The 17,987-nt window shown below is 68.7% G+C and carries 18 protein-coding genes and 1 pseudogene; 8 read left to right on the top strand and 11 right to left on the bottom strand.

The genetic code is table 11. The features are described 5' to 3' along the window. The first annotated feature begins 26 nt into the window (after positions 1-26). Complete coding sequence (locus BN13_RS00150) at positions 27-1,748, top strand: MFS transporter (protein WP_084733462.1); 1,722 nt, start codon at positions 27-29, stop codon at positions 1,746-1,748. Positions 1,749-1,827: 79 nt separating this feature from the next. Then, complete coding sequence (locus tag BN13_RS18420) at positions 1,828-2,478, top strand: META domain-containing protein (RefSeq protein ID WP_162199886.1); 651 nt, start codon at positions 1,828-1,830, stop codon at positions 2,476-2,478. A gap of 72 nt (positions 2,479-2,550) precedes the next feature. Here the strand turns inward: BN13_RS18420 and BN13_RS20110 are convergent, their stop codons facing one another. Both BN13_RS20110 and BN13_RS20835 read right to left on the bottom strand, forming a co-directional pair. Continuing rightward, positions 2,551-2,712 carry a hypothetical protein gene (locus BN13_RS20110; protein ID WP_235433876.1) on the bottom strand — a complete coding sequence of 54 codons (162 nt, stop codon included), beginning with the start codon at positions 2,710-2,712 and terminating at the stop codon, positions 2,551-2,553. Between the two features lie 61 nt (positions 2,713-2,773). Beyond that, a pseudogene (locus BN13_RS20835) lies at positions 2,774-3,076 on the bottom strand (LLM class flavin-dependent oxidoreductase); the annotation flags it as partial. 52 nt (positions 3,077-3,128) lie between these two features. Here BN13_RS20835 and BN13_RS00140 point away from each other — a divergent pair. Continuing rightward, entirely contained in the window at positions 3,129-4,049 is a 921-nt protein-coding gene (locus tag BN13_RS00140) for an intradiol ring-cleavage dioxygenase (protein WP_048543453.1), read from the top strand. A gap of 9 nt (positions 4,050-4,058) precedes the next feature. On the opposite strand, the gene BN13_RS00135 is transcribed toward BN13_RS00140, so the two are convergent. Together BN13_RS00135 and BN13_RS00130 are read right to left on the bottom strand one after the other, a co-directional pair. Continuing rightward, complete coding sequence (locus BN13_RS00135) at positions 4,059-4,925, bottom strand: alpha/beta fold hydrolase (protein WP_235433875.1); 867 nt, start codon at positions 4,923-4,925, stop codon at positions 4,059-4,061. Next, positions 4,918-5,727, bottom strand: a complete 810-nt coding sequence (locus BN13_RS00130; RefSeq protein WP_048543451.1) for an exodeoxyribonuclease III — start codon at positions 5,725-5,727, stop codon at positions 4,918-4,920. The genes BN13_RS00135 and BN13_RS00130 overlap by 8 nt, the downstream gene beginning before the upstream one ends. 50 nt (positions 5,728-5,777) lie before the next feature. On the opposite strand from BN13_RS00130, the gene BN13_RS00125 reads away from it, so the two are divergent. The 3 genes from BN13_RS00125 (at position 5,778) to BN13_RS00115 (ending at position 8,045) form a co-directional block, all read left to right on the top strand. Further along, a complete protein-coding gene (locus BN13_RS00125) occupies positions 5,778-6,635 on the top strand; it encodes an SDR family NAD(P)-dependent oxidoreductase (RefSeq protein WP_407667830.1) in 858 nt (285 codons plus the stop codon). A gap of 87 nt (positions 6,636-6,722) precedes the next feature. After that, positions 6,723-7,337: an orotate phosphoribosyltransferase gene (pyrE, locus tag BN13_RS00120; protein WP_235433874.1), complete on the top strand. Its 615-nt coding sequence runs from the start codon at positions 6,723-6,725 to the stop codon at positions 7,335-7,337. Positions 7,338-7,376: 39 nt separating this feature from the next. Beyond that, complete coding sequence (locus BN13_RS00115; RefSeq protein ID WP_084733460.1) at positions 7,377-8,045, top strand: LemA family protein; 669 nt, start codon at positions 7,377-7,379, stop codon at positions 8,043-8,045. Between the two features lie 49 nt (positions 8,046-8,094). Here the strand turns inward: BN13_RS00115 and BN13_RS00110 are convergent, their stop codons facing one another. Both BN13_RS00110 and BN13_RS00105 read right to left on the bottom strand, forming a co-directional pair. Further along, on the bottom strand, positions 8,095-8,895 hold the full coding sequence (locus tag BN13_RS00110) for a PIG-L deacetylase family protein (RefSeq protein WP_048543449.1): 801 nt from the start codon (positions 8,893-8,895) through the stop codon (positions 8,095-8,097). A 19-nt stretch (positions 8,896-8,914) separates the two neighbouring features. Continuing rightward, positions 8,915-9,334 carry a MarR family winged helix-turn-helix transcriptional regulator gene (locus BN13_RS00105; RefSeq protein ID WP_048543447.1) on the bottom strand — a complete coding sequence of 140 codons (420 nt, stop codon included), beginning with the start codon at positions 9,332-9,334 and terminating at the stop codon, positions 8,915-8,917. Between the two features lie 100 nt (positions 9,335-9,434). Here BN13_RS00105 and BN13_RS00100 point away from each other — a divergent pair, with 100 nt between their 5' ends. Continuing rightward, complete coding sequence (locus tag BN13_RS00100) at positions 9,435-11,303, top strand: ABC transporter ATP-binding protein (protein WP_048543445.1); 1,869 nt, start codon at positions 9,435-9,437, stop codon at positions 11,301-11,303. Positions 11,304-11,359: 56 nt separating this feature from the next. Here the strand turns inward: BN13_RS00100 and BN13_RS00095 are convergent, their stop codons facing one another. From BN13_RS00095 to purB, 4 genes are read right to left on the bottom strand one after another with little or no spacing between them, the layout of a single operon-like run. Then, positions 11,360-12,544 (bottom strand): acyl-CoA dehydrogenase family protein, encoded by a 1,185-nt coding sequence (locus BN13_RS00095; RefSeq protein WP_048543443.1) that lies wholly within the window; start codon positions 12,542-12,544, stop codon positions 11,360-11,362. 1 nt (position 12,545) lies between these two features. Continuing rightward, a complete protein-coding gene (locus BN13_RS00090; protein ID WP_048543441.1) occupies positions 12,546-13,718 on the bottom strand; it encodes a CaiB/BaiF CoA transferase family protein in 1,173 nt (390 codons plus the stop codon). Between the two features lie 33 nt (positions 13,719-13,751). Next, complete coding sequence (locus BN13_RS00085; protein ID WP_048543440.1) at positions 13,752-14,387, bottom strand: VOC family protein; 636 nt, start codon at positions 14,385-14,387, stop codon at positions 13,752-13,754. 20 nt (positions 14,388-14,407) lie between these two features. Further along, entirely contained in the window at positions 14,408-15,835 is a 1,428-nt protein-coding gene (purB, locus tag BN13_RS00080; protein ID WP_048543438.1) for an adenylosuccinate lyase, read from the bottom strand. 78 nt (positions 15,836-15,913) lie between these two features. Here purB and BN13_RS00075 point away from each other — a divergent pair, with 78 nt between their 5' ends. After that, positions 15,914-16,951: an alcohol dehydrogenase catalytic domain-containing protein gene (locus tag BN13_RS00075; protein WP_321162884.1), complete on the top strand. Its 1,038-nt coding sequence runs from the start codon at positions 15,914-15,916 to the stop codon at positions 16,949-16,951. A 191-nt stretch (positions 16,952-17,142) separates the two neighbouring features. On the opposite strand, the gene BN13_RS00070 is transcribed toward BN13_RS00075, so the two are convergent. Continuing rightward, on the bottom strand, positions 17,143-17,943 hold the full coding sequence (locus BN13_RS00070; RefSeq protein ID WP_048543436.1) for a VOC family protein: 801 nt from the start codon (positions 17,941-17,943) through the stop codon (positions 17,143-17,145). Positions 17,944-17,987 lie beyond the last annotated feature (44 nt).

Genomic DNA, 17,987 nt, shown 5'->3' with positions numbered 1-17,987 from the left:
GCTCGATTGGTGCGGCTGGCTCGGGCGTGACCGAGGCGAGCACGCGTGCCCGAACGCTGCTGACCTTCGCCGCCATCGCCGTCGCGTTGGCGGCCGCCGACACCTATGTGGTCGTGCTCGCCCTGACCGACATGATGCAAGGCGTCGGTCTCGGCATCGAGAGCCTCCAGCGCGCGGCTCCGATCATCTCGGGCTTCCTCCTGGGGTATGTCGCGGTGCTCCCCCTTATCGGCCGCCTCGCCGACCTTCTCGATCGCCAGCGCGTTCTGCTGGGATGCCTGGCGATCTTCGTAGTCGGCTCCGGCGTCACTGCCCTGGCCGTGGACCTGTCCGTGCTAGTCGCCGGCCGCGTCATCCAGGGCATCGGTGGCGGCGGCCTGGTCCCGGCCACGCTGGCCATCGTCGCGGCGCTCTGGCCGGAGGACCGCCGCGGCCTCCCGCTGGGGATCGTCGGCGGAGTCCAAGAGCTCGGCTCCGTCCTGGGCCCCATCCTGGGCGCCCTCATCCTCGCCGTCGCCGACTGGCGGGCAATCTTCTGGCTCAACGCTTTTGGTGGAATCGTCTTGGCGCTGCTGATCGCGCGCGTGGGCGGGCGGGGCCGTGATTCCGGTAGCACAGCGAGTGGGGAGGTGGCTTCCAGGGGGCGAGCGCGCGGCATACGTCGAGTAGTTGTTGGGGCGGCACTCGTCGTTCTCGGCCTGGCGCTCTGGGCACCCGATTTCCTGGCCAGCAGCGTGAGCCTGGGTGGCCCGTTCGTGCCGTTCGGGACGAGCACCGCGCGCTTGATGACGCCGATCGGCGTCGTCGGGCTCGTCCTGGCCGCCGCCGCGCTCGTCCTGGTCGTTCGGCACGCCTGGCCCGTCCTGCGCCGCGCCGACCCGATCGGCGCCGGGCTGCTCGGCGGGGCGCTGGGGTGCATCGTGTTGACCTTTGCCGCGTCCGACCCGGAACGCGAGATCGTCGGCCCGCTCGGCTTTGCGCTGGTGCCGCTGGCCGTCATCTGTGCCCTCGCGTATGCCGCGGTCCACCGCCGCTCGCCCGATCCCGTCATCCCGCGCGGAGTCCTGCGCGGTCGAACGGTGTGGTCGCTACTGGTGTCCTTGCTGGTCGGGGTTGCCCTCGTCGCCGTGGTCGTCGACGTGCCGCTGCTCGCCCGGCTGATTCACGAGCAGGTGCCGGGCGGGTCGAGTCCGGCGACGGAGGGCGCGTTCATCCTGGTGCGCTTCCTGCTCGCGGTCCCGGTCGGCGCCGTCGTCGGAGGAGCGCTTTTGCGCCGGCTGGGGGATGGGCTCGTGTCCGGTCTGGGTCTCGTGCTGGCCACGATCGGGCTCGCCGTGATGACCACCTACGGCCGGGGTTCCTTCGCCGACTTCTCCTCGTATGCCGTGCTCGCCCTCGCCGGATTCGGCATCGGTCTCGCGCTGGCCCCGGTCAACAACGCCGCGCTCGCGGACGCCCCCCAGGACGCCCACGGCACGGCGTCCGCGCTGGTCGTGGTCGCCCGGATGGTCGGGATGGTCGTCGGGATCGCGCTGCTGACGGCGATCGGCCTGCACCATTACTACGGGGTGGTGGCGGCGCTGCCCGATCCGTCGGATCGCGTCGCCCTCGTCGACGCCGGCATCGCCCAAGTCCACGCCGTTTTGTATGGCGCGACCGTCGCCGCCGCGCTCGGCGCACTCGCCTCGATCAAACTCGGGCTGCAGCGACGTGGCCCCGTGGACGGGGCGCGCACCTTCGGCTTGTGAGGCTGGCGTTCTTGAGAGGTGGCGGGCCTGGAACCGGGGGCACGCGGCATACGTCCAAAGACGCATGAGAAGCCGCCACTTGGGAACCAGCATCGTCGTGGCCGTTGGAATGCTGCTCATGTCGGGCTGCGGACAGCAGTCCGGCACGGGCGCCACGAGTGGAGGCGTTAGTGGTGGCGCGAGTGGGGATGCGGGAGACAACTCAGGCGGCATGAACGCGGTGACGAAGCTCAGCGACGTCACCGGGAACTACACGGATGCGGATCACCCCAACCGGCCGGCGGCGATGCTGAAAGACACCATCGTCACCCTGCAGATCCTCGATCACAGCATTCGGATGTCGGCCGGGTGCAACACTCTCGCGGGCGACGTGCGGGTGGAGGACTCACAGCTGGTCGTTGACGGCGTCGGCCTGGCAATGACCGAGATGGCGTGTGACACAAAGCTGATGGATCAGGACGCGTGGTTGGCGAAGGCGATGACGCAGCGCCCGACGATTGAGCGCTCCGGTCCCTACCTTGCCCTGAATTGGGGCGACGGGGGGTGGCTCGGGTTCACCCGCTCCGACTGGCAGGTCCTGCCGGGTGGCACGGCCGATCCGGACAAGCCGGTGTCGAACTCCGCCACGACAGAGCCCGGGCCAAAGGATCCGTCGCCGGCTGCCCCAACGCCGTCCTCAGTTGCCCCCGCCGAACCGGGCGCGAGCACCTCGCCTACGTCGTCCCCGTAAGCCCGTCGTCCCAGGAAGCCCGTCGTCCCAGGAAGCCCGCGTCGTAGTAGGCCCGCGTCGTCGACGTGAGCCTCACTCCCAGACGTCGGCGATCGCGCGCAGTGTCTCGGGAGTGCCATCCACAAGCAGGGTCGTCACGGGCGACTCCCGCCAGGCGGCGAGGTCGTCGCGGATCTTCTCCTTCGGACCGACCAAAGCGATCTTTTCGATGAGGGACACCGGGATTGCGGCCATGGCCTCGGCCTTGCGCCCTGCCAGATAGTGCTCCTGAACCGCCGCGCACTTCGCGCTTGGCGAAGCCGTCCGCGAGCGCGCGCTCGGCCTCCGCCGAGGCGTATGGCGAGAACCACGCCGGGATCCAGCCGTCGGCGATCTCGGCGGAGAGCGCGACATTCTTCGGTCCCTGGGCGGCGAGCAGGATCGGGATGGTCGGGCGGGCCGGGTGCAACGCAATCCGGTCGGCGAGATCGGGATCCGGCGCCGTGCCCCAATAGCCGATGCCGAGTCCGAGCTTCGCCGCAGGTCCTTTCGCCGCCGAACGTTCGTGCTCAGTCTGCCAAATCCTTTGTGCGCCATAGGTGTCACACAGGAGATGCACAGGGGTTCGGGGAAACTAGAGTCAACGCACCCCACCTCTCGAAAGGACCAGCGTGGATCAGCCCAGCTTCGAAGGTCGCCCCCTCCCTCGACCCGAGGAAGAGGTTTTCGATCAAGGCCTGGCCTTCGACCTCGAGACCATGAATCGCCGCCGCGCACTCCGCTATCTCGGCATCGGTGCCAGCGCTGCGGCCCTGGCCGCATGTGGTGGCACAACCGACTCGGCGAGCACGTCGAGCACATCGGCCGTGGGCGCCAGCTCGTCGTCGAGCACGTCGACCACCACGAGCACGACGGCATCCGGCGACTTGACCGAAATCCCCGATGAGACGGCGGGCCCCTATCCCGGTGACGGCTCCAACGGCCCGAATGTCCTCACCGAGGACGGGGTCGTTCGTCAGGACATCACGACCAGCTTCGGCGACTACTCCGGCACCGCCGAGGGCGTTCCCGCCACGATCGAGTTGACGATCCTCGACATGGCCAATGGCAACGCCGCGTTCGCCGGGGTCGCGGTCTATGTGTGGCACTGCAACCGGGACGGCAACTACTCGTTGTATTCCGACGGGATCACCGACCAGAACTACCTGCGCGGGGTTCAGGTCGCGGACGACTCCGGCAAGGTCAGCTTCACCTCGATCTTCCCGGCGTGCTACTCCGGCCGCTGGCCGCACATCCACTTTGAGGTCTATCCCGACCAGGCCAGCATCACCGACTCCAGCAAGGCCATCGCCACCTCGCAGATCGCCATCCCGCAGGCGCAGTGCGAGGAGGTGTATGCGACGACCGGTTATGAGCAGTCCGTGACGAACCTCTCGCAGCTGTCGCTCGCCACGGACAACGTGTTCAGTGACGACTCCGGTGCAACCCAGCTGGCCACGATGAGCGGCAGTGTGGACAAGGGCTACACCATCGCTCTGACTGCCGCGGTCGACACCACGACCGAGCCGACCGGGGGTTCGGCGCCCAAGTAGGCGCCGCCCTTAGACGGTGAGGTCGGCAACGATCGCCGCGACGACATCGTCGGTAGCCTCGTAGCCCAGCATGTGGCCCTTCCCCGGGAACTCGATCAACTCCGACCCGGGGATGGCCGCATGCAAGGCGCGGGCGTATGGCGGTGGGGTCAGCCGATCCTTGCTCCCCACCATGATTGTGGTCGGGACCTCGGCGAGCGCCGCCAGCGATGCCCGCTCGTCAAGGGCCCGCAACGCGCTGAAGTAGCTGCCCATGTCGCGGATCTTCGTCCCGGCGATGGCGCGGCGGACGAGCTTGACGTCGCGCGGGTCCGCGTCGTCGCCGAAGTTCAAGTGCCGCTGATGTCCCTCCCGCACGAAAACCCCGGCGGGCACGCGGGGACCGCGGGCCGCGATGGACATCACCCCCATCTCGACCCGGCCGACCAGGCCGGGGCGAGAGACCTCGGACGCGGCGGTGCCGAGGAGGACGACCCCAGCGCAGCGCGAGCGAAGGTCGTCACGGTGGCGCCCGGCATACGCCATCACGGTCATCCCGCCCATCGAATGTCCGCACAGCACAACGCGATTCGGGATGGTCGCGGTGATGACGTCGGCGAGATCGTCGCCGAGACGACCGATCGAGGGCGCTCCGGTTCCGGGAGTGGACTCGCCGTGGCCACGCTGGTCATAGGCGACGACGCGGACGGCGGCCTGCTCGTGAATGCCGCGGATCACCCGCGACCACAGCGTGCGGTTGAGGGTCCAGCCGTGGGCGAGAACAACGCTCGGCAGGGACTCGTCCACGACGCCGCTGGGGTAGTAGACCTCGCCGACGATCCGGCCACCATCGGCCACGGGCAGGGTGAATCGTTCGCTGCGGAAGCGGTCACTCACTGGTGACCTCCACGGAGGCATCCATGGCGACCTCCACGACGACGGGCGCGTGGTCGGAGGCGCCCTTGCCCTTGCGCTCCTCCCGATCGATCATCGCGGCGGTGACCCGGGACGCGACGTCCGGGCTCGCGAGGAGGAAGTCGATCCGCATACCGCGGCCTTTTTGGAAGCGCAGTTGCTGGTAGTCCCAGTAGGTGTAGACCTTGGGGCCCGGCAGCAGCGGCCGCACGACATCGACGTAGCCGGCGTCGAGGATCGCCTGGAAAGCGGCACGCTCGCGGGGGCTCACGTGCGACTTGTCCTCGTAGAACTCCATCGACCAAACGTCCTCGTCGCGCGGCGCGATATTCCAGTCGCCCATGAGCATCGTCGGGCCGGCTGTCAGCCAGTCGGCGGTCTCGTCACGCAGCCGCCTCAGCCACTCGATCTTGTAATCCATGTGCGGGTCGAGCAGGTGCCGACCGTTCGGGACATAGAGGCTGTTGATGCGTATGCCGCCGCACGTCGCCGCGAGATGCCGCGCCTCCGGCCCGTCCGCTTCGCCCCAGATCGGGGCGCCGTCGAAGCCCGCCCGGACGTCGGCGAGGCCCACGCGGGAGGCGATGGCCACGCCATTCCACTGGTTGTAGCCGTGGTGGGCGACCTCGTAACCCAACTCTTCGAAGCGGAAGAACGGGAACTGATCCTCGCGGGTCTTGGTCTCCTGAATCGCCAAAACGTCGACGTCCGTGCGCTCCAGCCACGCGACGACGCGCTCGATGCGGGAGCGGATCGAGTTGACATTCCAGGTGGCGATCCGCATCTCGTCACCGTATCCGAGGGCCGTCCCACCGGCGGCGTAGGGTGCGCGCCATGACGGAACGGGACCAGACCACGGGGGAGAACACGGCAGCGGCCCGGAGGACGATGACCCGAACGACGATGACCCGGACGACGATGACCCGAACAACGGCGCTGGTGACGGGAGCGACTGCGGGGATCGGGCACGAGTTCGCCACCCAGTTGGCCGCCCGAGGTCACGACCTCGTTCTCGTGGCCCGGGACACCGCCCGACTGGAGGAGACCGCGGGGCGGCTGCGCGCGGCATACGGCATCGGGGTGGAGGTGCTGGCCGCGGACCTGAGTGATCGAGCGCAGACCGAGGTCGTGGCCGCGCGCCTGGCCGAGGTCCATCGACCGGTGGATCTGCTCATCAACAACGCCGGGTTCGGGCTGAATGCTCGTTTCCTCGACGTGGACGTGGCCGCCGAGGAGGAGAGCTTGGATGTCATGTGCCGGGCCGTGCTCGTGCTCACGCACGCGGCCGCAAGGGCCATGGTGAGCCGGGGTAGCGGCCGGATCATCAATATCTCCTCAGTGGCGAGTTTCATTGCGGCGAGCCCGTATTCGGCGGCGAAGGCGTGGGTGACCGTGTTCACCGAGTCGCTGGCGCATCAACTGGCGGGGACGGGGGTGAGTGCGACGGTGGTCTGTCCGGGATTCGTGCGGACGGAGTTCCATCAGCGCGCGGAGATGGACACGCGATCCTTGCCGAAGCCGCTGTGGTTGAGCGCTTCCGACGTGGTGCGCGAGGCGCTCGCGGATGCCGAGCGCGGAGTCGTCGTCTCCATCCCGAGCCGCCGCTATCGGGCCGTGGTCATGTTGTTGCGCGTTCTGCCGCGCGCCGTGGCGCGCGACCCGCGCGTGGTCAGTCGCCACCGTCGGACGTGACGCTCGCGTCGTGAGCCTGGCGTTCGTGAGGTTGGCGTTCGCGAGGTTGGCGTTCGTGAGGTGGGCGACGTGACATACGTTGGTCGTATGCCGCACACCACCAACACGGGAATCCCCGACTCTGGAATCCCCGACACGGGAATCCCCCACTCCGACGTAGCCGCCGATCGGGCTCGTCTGCTCGAGATCGTCAAGGACAAAGCCATCGTGCACGGTCGAGTCACGCTGTCCTCGGGGCGGGATGCGGACTACTACGTCGACCTGCGCCGGATCACCCTCGATGGCGAGGCGGCCCCCCTGGTCGGCCGGGTGATGCGTGAGTTGGTGCGGGATCTCGATTTCGAGGCCGTGGGTGGGTTGACGTTGGGGGCCGACCCGGTGGCGACGTCGATGCTGCATGCGGCTGCGGCGGCGGGGGAGCGGCTGGATGCCTTCGTCGTCCGGAAGGCCGGCAAGGCGCACGGATTGCAGCAGCGGATTGAGGGGCCGGCCATCGCCGGGCGTCGGGTCCTGATCGTCGAGGACACCTCCACCACCGGGGCGTCGCCGCTGGAGGCCGCCGAGGCGGCGCGCGAGGCCGGGGCCGAGGTCGTGGCCGTGGCCACGATTACCGATCGGGCGACGGGTGCCGCCGAGAAGTTCGCGGCCGCCGGATTGGAATACCGGCACGTCTATGGCCTAAGCGAGCTTGGGCTGGCCTGAACCCGGGCCTTCTGCGGGTCGCGCCATTAGGATCGCGGCATGCTCATCGCCTTGCTCGTCATTCTCGGCGTCATCGTCCTCGCGGTTTTGTGGGCGGTCGGTGTCTACAACGGCCTGATCAAGCTGCGCAATCTGGTGCAGGAGGCCTGGCGCCAGATCGACGTCGAACTCAAGCGCCGCCATGACCTGATCGGCAATCTCGTCGAGACGGTCAAGGGGTATGCCGCGCATGAGCGGGGCACGCTCGAAGACGTGATGAAGGCGCGCAGCTCGGCCATGGCCGGCGGCCAGTCGCCCGGTCAGCAGGCGCAGTCCGAGGGCATGCTGTCCGCCGCTCTCGGTCGCTTGATCGCCGTCGCGGAGGCCTACCCGGACCTGAAGGCCAATGGCAACTTCACCGCGCTGATGAATGAACTCACCTCGACCGAAGACCGGATCGCTTCTGCCCGGCGCTACTACAACGCCAACGTGCGCGAACTCAACACCAAGGTCGAGACGGTGCCGAGCAACTTTGTGGCGGGGATGTTCAACGTCGGCAAGGCCGACTACTTCGAGGTCGAGGGCATCGAGCGCGACCCGGTGAAGGTCGACTTCGGGCAGAGCACCTACAACATCCCGCCGCCCAGCGGCTACGGCCAGCCGCAGGACAGTGCCCAGCAGATCCCGAACCCGCCCGCGCCGGGGCAGCTGCCGCCAAGCCAGGGCTGACGCGACGCTGAGCCGAGGCGCGGTCAGGCGCGTCTGAGTCGGGGCGCGGTCAGGCGCGGCTGAACGGCCACCCTGGGCGGAGGCCAGGCCCGACCGCGGGCTCGATGAAGTACTCGGTGCCGAAGGTCTGGGCGAAAACCGGCTCCGGCATCCCGAGTAGGCCCTCGATGTCGGTCTTTTGGCTGCGATGGGATTCGAGCGCCGCCCGCTTGTGCGGGAGATAGTCGGCCACATCGACGGCCCAGGTGATCTCGAATTCGTTGGTGCCGAACGGATTTCCGTCGTCCATGGGCTTGTCCGGATCCCACGCCTGGTCGCCGAAACCGGCCTCGATCGCCTGCTGATAGAGGCGGCGCATGGCGTCGCGGTTCATCGTCGATTCCAGCACCCGTGGCGGTCGCGCGGCGAGCTTCGACGCCGCATGCAGGACGTGGTGGACCTTGACGTGGTCCGGGTGTCCGTAGCCGCCATGCCAGTCATACCCGACGACGACGTCGGCGTCCTCGCGGTCCAAGATGGCCGCGAGTTTCAGGCCGGCCTCGGTCAGGTTCGCCTGGTGAAAGGCGTGGGTATGCGCGTTCTGCTCCCACCCGGTCATACCCGAGTCCGAGTAGCCGAGCCATTCGACGCGGGCGGTGCCCAGGGCCTCGGCGGAGTGCATGGCCTCCGCGCGGCGCCGATCGATGAGGGTCTCGCCCTGGGCGAGGTCCTCCGGGACCTCGCCATGCTCGCCATTGGTGGCGAAGACGACGACGACGCGATGTCCTTCGGCGCTGGCCCGGGCCATCGAGCCGGAGGTCTGCGAGGCCTCGTCGTCGGGGTGGGCGTGAAAGAAGACGATGGTCGACACGGGTCTATTGTCCTAGCGTTTAGTGTCCTGGCTCGCCGAGGGTGCTCAGGATGCGGTGGAGGGCCGCGCGATCGGCGTCCGAGAGCCGGCCGAAGAAGACTTCGGCCTGAGCTCGGCGGGCGGCCGCCACCTGCTCGGCGACCTCGATGCCGGATGCCGTGATGCTCACCAACGTGGCCCGGCGATCGTCGGGATCGGGGGAGCGGTCGACCAGCCCTCGCTCCTGCAGGGCGTCGGCGACTTCGGTCGCCGAGCGCGGCACGACGTGCAGTCGCTCGGCCAGGGCCGACAGCCGCATGGGGCCGTCGCTCCCGATGATCCGCAGTGCCCGGCCTTGGTGCGGGGCAAGCCCGAGATCGGCGCCGTGCTGCGCCCACGTGTGGCGAAGCAGTCGAAACGTCCGCGCCAAGAGGGCGTCGAGCGGCTCATCGGGGGGCATGGGAGCAGCATACGCACAATTTGCGAGGTGACCACATAGTGAGGTAACCTCACGGAACTAGTGAGGCAACCTCACGAATTTCTATGGAAAGGAGGGCCTCATGTCCGAGGACTTCTCCTCTGGCGGTGTTGGTGCCGGTGTTGGTGGCGGCGGTCGTGCTGGCCGCGGCCCGATGAAAGTCGACCCGCGCGATCGAGCTCAACTGGAGCTCTCGCCGGTCGCGCCCCGCCGCATTCTGGCACTCTTCGCGCCACACCGTCTGCCGATCGCCATCGTCGTGGCGATCATCGTCGTGTCGTCGACGGTCGCGCTGGCGCAGCCCTTCTTAGTCAAGGCCATCATCGATGATGCCCTGCCGCACAGTGACATTCGGCTCCTGGTGCTGGCCGTGGCCGGCATGCTCGTCGTCACCGTCGTGACCGCCCTGCTGGGCGTCGCGCAGACGTGGATCTCGACGCGCGTCGGCCAGCAAGTCATGCATCGGCTACGCACCGACGTCTTCGCGCACTTGCAGAAGCAGTCGATGGGCTTCTTCACGCGCACCCGCGGCGGCGAGGTCCAGTCGCGGATCATCCAGGACATCGGCGGGATGCAGTCGGTCGCTACTTCGACCGCCACGTCGATCGCCTCGAACCTGACGACTGCCGTGGGCACCGCTATCGCGATGGTTGCGCTGAGCTGGCGGCTGTCGCTGCTGTCGTTGCTTGTCCTGCCGCCGGCCGTGTGGCTGACGCGGCGAGTTGCGTTGCTGCGCAGGGAGATCACGGCTGCGTTGCAGCGGCGGTTGGCCGACATGCACGTCCAGGTCGACGAGGGACTGTCGGTCAGCGGGGTGCTGTTGACTAAGACGCTGGGCGCCGGGTCAGCGGCGACGGATCGGTTCGCCACAACCTCGGCCGAGCTCGTGGAACTGGAGTTGCGCTCGCAACTGGCCGGCCGCTGGCGCATGGCGACGATGTCGATCGTCTTTGCGACGATCCCGGCCCTGCTCTATCTGGCGGCGGGCTTCCCGGCGACAAGCGGCGGGATGACGATCGGCACCCTCGTCGCCTTCACTGCCCTGCAAGCCGGGATCTTTCGGCCGGTCATGGGCTTGCTCAACGTTGGCGTGCAATGGGTGAGCTCGATGGCGTTGTTCAGTCGGATCTTCGGCTACCTCGACCTCGTGACCGATGTCCCGGCGCCGGTAGCCCCCGTGACGATCGATCCGGCTCGGGTGCAGGGTGAGGTCGTCTTCGACGACGTTTCCTTCGCGTATGCCGCGGGCTCGCCCCCCGCTGTCGACCGCGTCTCCCTTGTGGTCCCCGCCGGCAGCAGCCTGGCGCTGGTAGGCGACACCGGCTCCGGGAAGTCGACCCTGGCCTCGCTGGTCTCGCGCCTGCGCGACCCGGCCAGCGGGTCGGTGTCCATCGACGGCATCGACCTGCGCCGCCTGGACGAGGCGAGCATCGCCAGCATCGTCGGGGTGGTCTCGCAGGAGACCTATCTCGTGCACGACACGATTCGCGCCAACTTGATGCTCGCCCGGCCGGAGGCGACGAAGTCGCAGCTGTGGCAGGCGTTGGCAGCGGCGCAGGTCGCCGATCTGGTCGCCGGGCTCCCGGAGGGTTTGGAGACCGTCGTCGGTTCGCGCGGCCACCGATTCTCCGGTGGTGAGAAGCAGCGGCTGGCGGTGGCGCGCACCATACTGCGCGATCCGAAGGTGCTCGTCCTTGACGAGGCTACGTCGGCGCTCGACAACCGCACCGAGCGCGCGCTGCAGGCAGCGCTGGATCAGCTCAGCCTCGGCCGGACGACCATCACCATCGCCCACCGGCTCTCGACCGTCCGCGATGCCGACCAGATCGCCGTGCTCCAAGCGGGCCGCGTCGTGGAGGTGGGCACCCACGAGTCTTTGCTCGACCGGGGCGGACGCTACGCCGACCTGGTCGCGGCGAGCGAGCGCGCGGAATACGCCCTGGTCGGGTGAGCGGGGCCGGGGTGAGCCGAGCCGGAGCTGGCTTGCCAGACGGAGCCGGAACGGGGTCAGCGGAAGGCGGGGAGGCCGGTGAGGGCCTGGCCGATGACCAGGGTGTGCATCTCGACGGTGCCCTCGTAGGTCAGCACCGACTCCAGGTTGTTCATGTGCCGGATCACCGGGAACTCCAGCGAAATTCCGTTGGCGCCCAGGATGGTTCGGGCAGTGCGGCAGATGTCCAGGGCGGCGCGGACGTTGTTCAGCTTGCCCAGGCTGACCTGCTCCGGGCGCAGGGTGTGGGCGTCCTTGCGGCGGCCCAGGTGGTGCGCGAGCAGGAAGCCCTTGCTGTATTCGAGGTACATCTCGGCGAGCTTCTGCTGCGTCAGCTGGAACCCGCCGATCGGGCGGCCGAACTGCTCGCGCTGCTCGGCATACGTGATCGCTGACTCCAGCGCCGAGCGGGCCGCGCCCAGGGAGCCCCAGACGATGCCGAAGCGCGCTTCGTTGAGGCAGGAGAGCGGGCCCTTCAACCCGCGCACGTCCGGGAAGACCGCGTCGCCCGGCAGGCGGACGTTGTCGAGCACCAACTCGCTGGTCACCGACGCCCGCAGCGACATCTTGTGCTTGATCACCGGCGCCGAGAACCCGGGTGTGTCGGTCGGAACGGCGAAGCCGCGGATGCCCTCGTCGGTCTGGGCCCACACCACGGCGACGTCGGCGATCGCCCCATTGGTGATCCACATCTTGGCGCCATTGAGAACCCAGTCGTCGCCGTCGCGCCGGGCGTTGGTGCGCATGTTGCCTGGGTCGGAGCCGTGGTCGGGCTCAGTCAGGCCGAAGCAGCCGATCGCCTCACCGGTGGCCATCCGCGGCAGCCACTCGATCTTCTGCTCCTCGGTGCCCCAACGCCAGATCGCGTACATCGCCAGCGACCCCTGCACCGACACCAGCGACCGCACCCCGGAGTCGCTTGCTTCGAGTTCCAGGCACGCCAGCCCGTAGTCCACAGCGGACATCCCCGCGCACCCATAGCCGGTCAGGTGCATCCCGAGCAGCCCCATCGCGCCGAGTTCCCGGGTCAGCCCGCGCGGGTCGTCGATCTCCCCGCGCTCGAACCAGTCGGCCACGAACGGGTCGATCCGCCGCGCGCACAGTTCCCGGACGGCGTCGCGGATCGCGCGCTCCTCCTCACTCAGAAGGTCGTCCAGGCCCGCGAGGTCGAGGCGGTCGTGCAGGGAGGCAACGGAGGTCATGTCAGGCTCCTGGTGGTCGAGAGGGCAGGGGTATTGGGAGGGGCCCGGCGAGCCAGTCCTCCACCAGGGCCGTGTGCTCGCCAAGGCCGGGCGGGGGCGCAGCTGGTTCGACGGGCCTGCCGGAGAACAGGATTGGATTGCGGACCTGATCCGGGTGCCTGTCGCCGACGGAAAATGTCGGCTCCAGGTCGAGGGCCCGGGCCCGGGCGAATGCGCCGGCCAGGTCGTTGACCGGGCCGGCCGCCACGCCGACGGCCAGCAGCCGTTCTTCCCAGCGCGCCGCTGTGTCGGTGCGCAGCCGCTCCTCCAGCCGGGCGATCAGCTCGGGGCGGTTGGCGACCCGCTCGGCGTTCGTGGCAAAGCGCGGGTCCTGCGCGAGGTGCGGGAGGTCCAGCGCGCCGGCCAGTCGGGCGAACTGGGCGTCGTTGCCGCATGCGACCGCCAGATGGGCGTCCGCACACTGCATGGGTTCGTATGGCGCGATGCTGGGGTGCGCATTTCCCAACGCCTTCGGCGCCACTCCCGTCGTGAGATAGCCGCTGGCCTGGTTGATGAGGGATCCGAGCAGGCTGGACAGCAGGTTCACTTCGATGTGCTCACCGACACCGGTTCGCTCGCGCGCCGCCAACGCCGCCAGAATGCCGATCGTCGCGTCCTTGCCGGTCAGCACGTCGACGAGCGCGACCCCGGCCTTCTGCCCCTCGCCAGCCGGCTCGCCGGTGATGCTCATCAGGCCACCGATCGCCTGGGCCACGAAGTCGTAGCCCGGCAGCGCTGCCCCTGCGCCGGAACCGAATCCCGTCACGGAGGCATAGATGATGCCGGGGTTGGTGGCGCGGACATCGGCATACGCCAAGCCGAACTTCGCCATCGTGCCGGTCAGGAAGTTCTCGACCAGCACATCCGCGCGGCCCGCCAGCGCGCGGGCTTCGGCGAGGTCGCCGGGATCGGTCAGATCCCAGGCGACGCTGAGTTTCCCGCGATTCACTGCCTCGAAATACGCGGACGACTGCTCGGTCCATGGCGGTCCCCAGATCCGGGTGTCATCCCCGGTGCCGGGACGCTCGACCTTGACGACGGTGGCGCCAAGGTCGGCGAGATACATCGTCGCCAGCGGGCCGGCCAGGACACGGCTGAAGTCGGCAACCAGCAGGCCGGACAGGGGTCCTGGCATCGGCGCGTCCTCGGTGTGCCCGCCGGGCTTCGGTCAGACCGTGACCTTGCCGTCAGGGGTGTTGAACGTCACGGCCATCAGGCCGGGGGTCCCGTGCGGGGCCACGAAGGTGAAGTGGATGACGGATGACGTGGTCTCGGCGGGCAGGCCCAGCCAGTCCTTCACCCGCTCGGGGTCGCCGCCGATCTCCAGCGACTCGATGGTCACGTCGGTGTGCGCGTCGTCGGAGGGGTGCGGGCTGTTCTCGTCCCACTCCACGAAATAGGGCAACTGCGGGTCGGCCTGCAGCCCCTTGATGCCGATCTGACGCCACTTGAACTCGCGGCCATCAGGCATGCGGCGGTTGCCGTCTACGGCCGAACGACCGAGCCGGCCTTCGACATCGTGCAGGTCGTCCACGCGGACGACCCAGCCGAGCCAGCCGCCGCCCATCTCGCTGCGGGCGCGCACGGCTTGCCCGAAGGGCGCCTTGTCGGCGGCCGGGTGATCGAGCACCTCAACGACCTCGATATAGCGCTCGTGGGCGAGCGGCAGGATCATATTGCGCGTGCCGAAGCGCGGGTGAATGCCACCCTCGACGGCCGTGACTCTCAACTCGGCGGCGAGTCGCTCGGTCGTGGCCTGAAGGCCGTCCGGTTCCGCGGCATACGAGACATGGTCCACGCGCATATGGCCATCGTTACACAGGTTTAGGGGTGCTTTTGACCATGTCCAACCGAGTCCAAGTGGGACACCAACTCCGGGGCGAGGCCCACATATTCACTCGGACTCAGGGCGCGCAATCGGGCGGCAACGTCCTCGGGCAACCCCAGTCCGTCGATGAAGGCGCGCAGGTCGACCGGCCCGATTCGCCGGCCGCGGGTCAGTTCCTTCAGTCGCTCGTAGGGGTTCGCCATCCCCTCGTGGCCCTGCGCAGCCAGCGCCCGCATGGCCGACTGGATCGGCTCGGCGAGCACCTCCCAATTGGCGTCCAGATCGGCCGCCATCACCTCGGGGGCCGCGTCGAGACCGGCCAAGCCTCGATGCACATTGTCGAGCGCGAGGAGTGAATGCCCTACGGCCGAGCCGATATTGCGCTGCATCGAGGAGTCGGTCAGGTCTCGCTGCAATCGCGACGTGACCAAGGTTGAGGCCAGCACATCCAGGAGCGCATTGCTGACCTCGAGATTGGCCTCGGCATTCTCGAACCGGATCGGGTTCACCTTGTGCGGCATCGTGCTCGACCCGATGGTCCCCTGCCCGCGCACCTGCGCGAAGTAGCCGAGGGAGATATAGCTCCAGACATCGGTGCAGAGGTTGTGGAGGATGCGATTGAAGCGGGCCAGATCGGCATACAGCTCCGCCTGCCAGTCGTGGCTCTCGATCTGAGTCGTCAGCGGGTTCCAGGTCAGGCCGAGGCTTTCGACGAATTCCCGGCTGATCCCCTGCCAGTCGGCCGTGGGGACGGCGGCGAGATGCGCGCCATACGTCCCGGTGGCGCCGTTGAACTTGCCGAGGAACTCGGCTCCTTCGATCCGGCGCAGCTGCCGCCCCAATCGCCAGGCGAGGACGGCGAGTTCCTTGCCCATCGTCGTCGGCGTCGCGGGCTGTCCGTGCGTATGCGCGAGCAGCGGCACCGCGCGCAACTCGCGTGCCATGTCCTCGACCTGGGCGACGAGCGCCTGAGCCTTGGGCAGCCAGACCTGCTGGATCGCACCACGAACCATCAGGGCGTAGGAGAGGTTGTTGACATCCTCGGAGGTGCAGCCGAAGTGGATCAGCTCGCCGAGCCGCTCGCTGCTCGCAGGGGCGATGGCGGCGAGGCGCTCCTTGAGGAAGTACTCGATCGCCTTGACGTCGTGCTGCGTGACGCGCTCGATCTCACCGAGGGCGGCGATGTCATCGGCCCCGAAATCGGTGACGAGCCGCCGAAGCTGCTCTTGCTCCTGTTTCGTCAGCGTCGGCGCCCCGGGGATGATGTCGTTCTGCGTCAGGTGAATCAGCCACTCCACCTCGACCCGGAGGCGCTCGCGATTGAGCGCCGGCTCGGAGAGGTGATCGATGAGCGGGGCAATCACGGGGCGGTAGCGGCCGTCGAGGGCACCCAGGGCGACGGAATCGTCGGCGAGGCTCGGCATACCCCCATCCTGCCAGGGGCGTATGCCGCGCCGTCACCCGCGACCGAGCGGTGGTTGGTCGCGTCAGAGGATGGGTGCGTGAAGATCACTGCCGCCCTGCTTGAGGCCCACGGTCATCAGCGCCCGTACGACACGTCTCGCCCGTTGTCGATCGAGGAGGTGGAGTTGGCGCCGCCCGGTCCGACCGAGGTGCTGGTCGCCCTGGAGGCGGCCGGGATCTGTCACTCCGACCTCTCCGTCATCGATGGAACGCGCCCCCGGCCGGTGCCGATGGTCCTGGGGCACGAGGGCGCCGGGCGGGTCGTCGAGGTGGGCGCCGAGGTGGCCGGAGGGGTCGACGGGGTCCGGTTCGGGGACCGGGTCGTGATGACCCTTCTGCCGCGCTGCGGTCGGTGTGCGGGCTGCGCGACGGAGGGGATCCGCCCGTGCGTACCGGGGTCCGCGAGCAATGCCGAGGGCACGCTGTTGGCGGGTGGGCGTCGCCTCGCGTGGCGGCCGCAGGCGCAGCTGGGGTTGACGCCCGTGCACCACCATCTCGGGGTCTCCGCCTTCGCCACGTATGCCGTGGTGGACGCGCGCTCGCTCGTGGTCGTCGAGGACGACATTCCGCCCGCCGTGGCCGCGCTACTGGGCTGTGCCGTTTTGACCGGCGGCGGCGCGGTCCTCAACGCCGGCCGGCCGAAGCCGGGCGAGCGGCTGGCCGTCGTCGGGTTGGGCGGTGTCGGGATGTCGGCCGTCCTGACCGCCGCCGGACTGGGCGATGTCAGCGTGACCGGGATCGACCCGGTCGCAGCCAAGCGCGACCAGGCGCGGCACCTCGGCGCCCATGCGGAGGCAGCCCCCGAGGCAGCCGAGATGGGCGCCTTCGACGTGGTGATCGAGGCCGCGGGCACCGCGCGGGCGTTCGAAACGGCATACCGGCTGCTTGCCCCGGGGGGACGATTGGTGACGGTCGGGCTGCCAGCCCCCGACGCCACCGCCCGATCGCGCCGCTGGATCTGGTCGCCGGCGGGCGCTCGATCATTGGCAGCTACCTCGGCTCGGCCGTGCCCGCCCGCGACATCCCGAGATTCGCACGCCGGTGGCGCGAGGGACGGCTGCGCGTCGAGGAGTTGATCAGCCACGAACTCCCGCTCGCGGAGATCAACCTCGGTATGGAGCGCCTCGCCGCCGGTCAGGCCCTGCGCCAGATAGTGCGCTTTCCGTAGCCGAGCGTCAGGGGCCCAGCTCGATCAGTCCCAGCTCGATCAGTCCCGGCCCGGTCAGACCTGACTCAATCAGTCCCGGACCGATCAGACCTGGCTCGATCAATCCTCGTCCGGCGGAGCCTGCAGGGCGATGAGGCCGAAGAACTCACCCTGCGGACCGGCGACGACCGAGGCGCGACCGACAGGCATGTCCATCGGCGGCATCATGGCCTGGCCACCGAGTTCGGCGACCAGCGCGGTGCTGGCGTCGACGTCGTCGACGGCGAACCAGGTCAGCCAGTGCGTCGGCGCCTCGGGCGCATCCGGCATCGCGGTGTCATCGCAGATGCCGCCGACCCCGTCTTCACTGCCGGGCAGGGAGAAGGTGGCGTAGCCGTTCTCGCTGCCGCCCATCATGCCCTGGTAGCTGTAGCCGAAGACCTCGCCATAGAAGCGTTTGGCCTCGTCGTACTGACGGGTGTGGAGTTCGTTCCAGCACAGCGTTCCCGGCTCGTTGCAAATGCCGACACCGTTGTGCGACATGGCCTGCCAGACCCCGAACGCGCCGCCGGTGGAGTCGAGTCCGACGAACATGCGCCCCACGTCGGCGACGTCGAAGGGCGGCATCATCACCTGGCCACCGGCGGCCGTGATCTTGTCCGCGACGGCATCTGCCGAGTCCGCGGCGAGATAGGTCGTCCACACCGACGGCATGGGCATCCCCTCGGGCTTGGGGCCGATGCCGGCGGCTGCTTTGCCGTACTTCATCGCCATGAGGTAGCCGCCGAACTCCTCCGGGCCGTCCTCGATCTGCCAGCCGAACAACCGTCCATAGAACTCGCGGGCGGCCTTGGTGTCGTCGACCTGGCAGTCGACCCAGCACGGCGTGCCTTCGGGCCAAGCGGAATCACGGGTGGGCATCTGGTGGACCTCCGATAGCGGGAGTGAGCGGGGCAGCGGTGTCG

This window comes from Nostocoides jenkinsii Ben 74, from assembly GCF_001046875.1.
Classification (GTDB): Bacteria; Actinomycetota; Actinomycetes; order Actinomycetales; family Dermatophilaceae; genus Nostocoides_A; species Nostocoides_A jenkinsii.
Note: the sequence above shows the minus strand (reverse complement) of the source record. Positions and strands in the feature narration are given on the sequence as shown.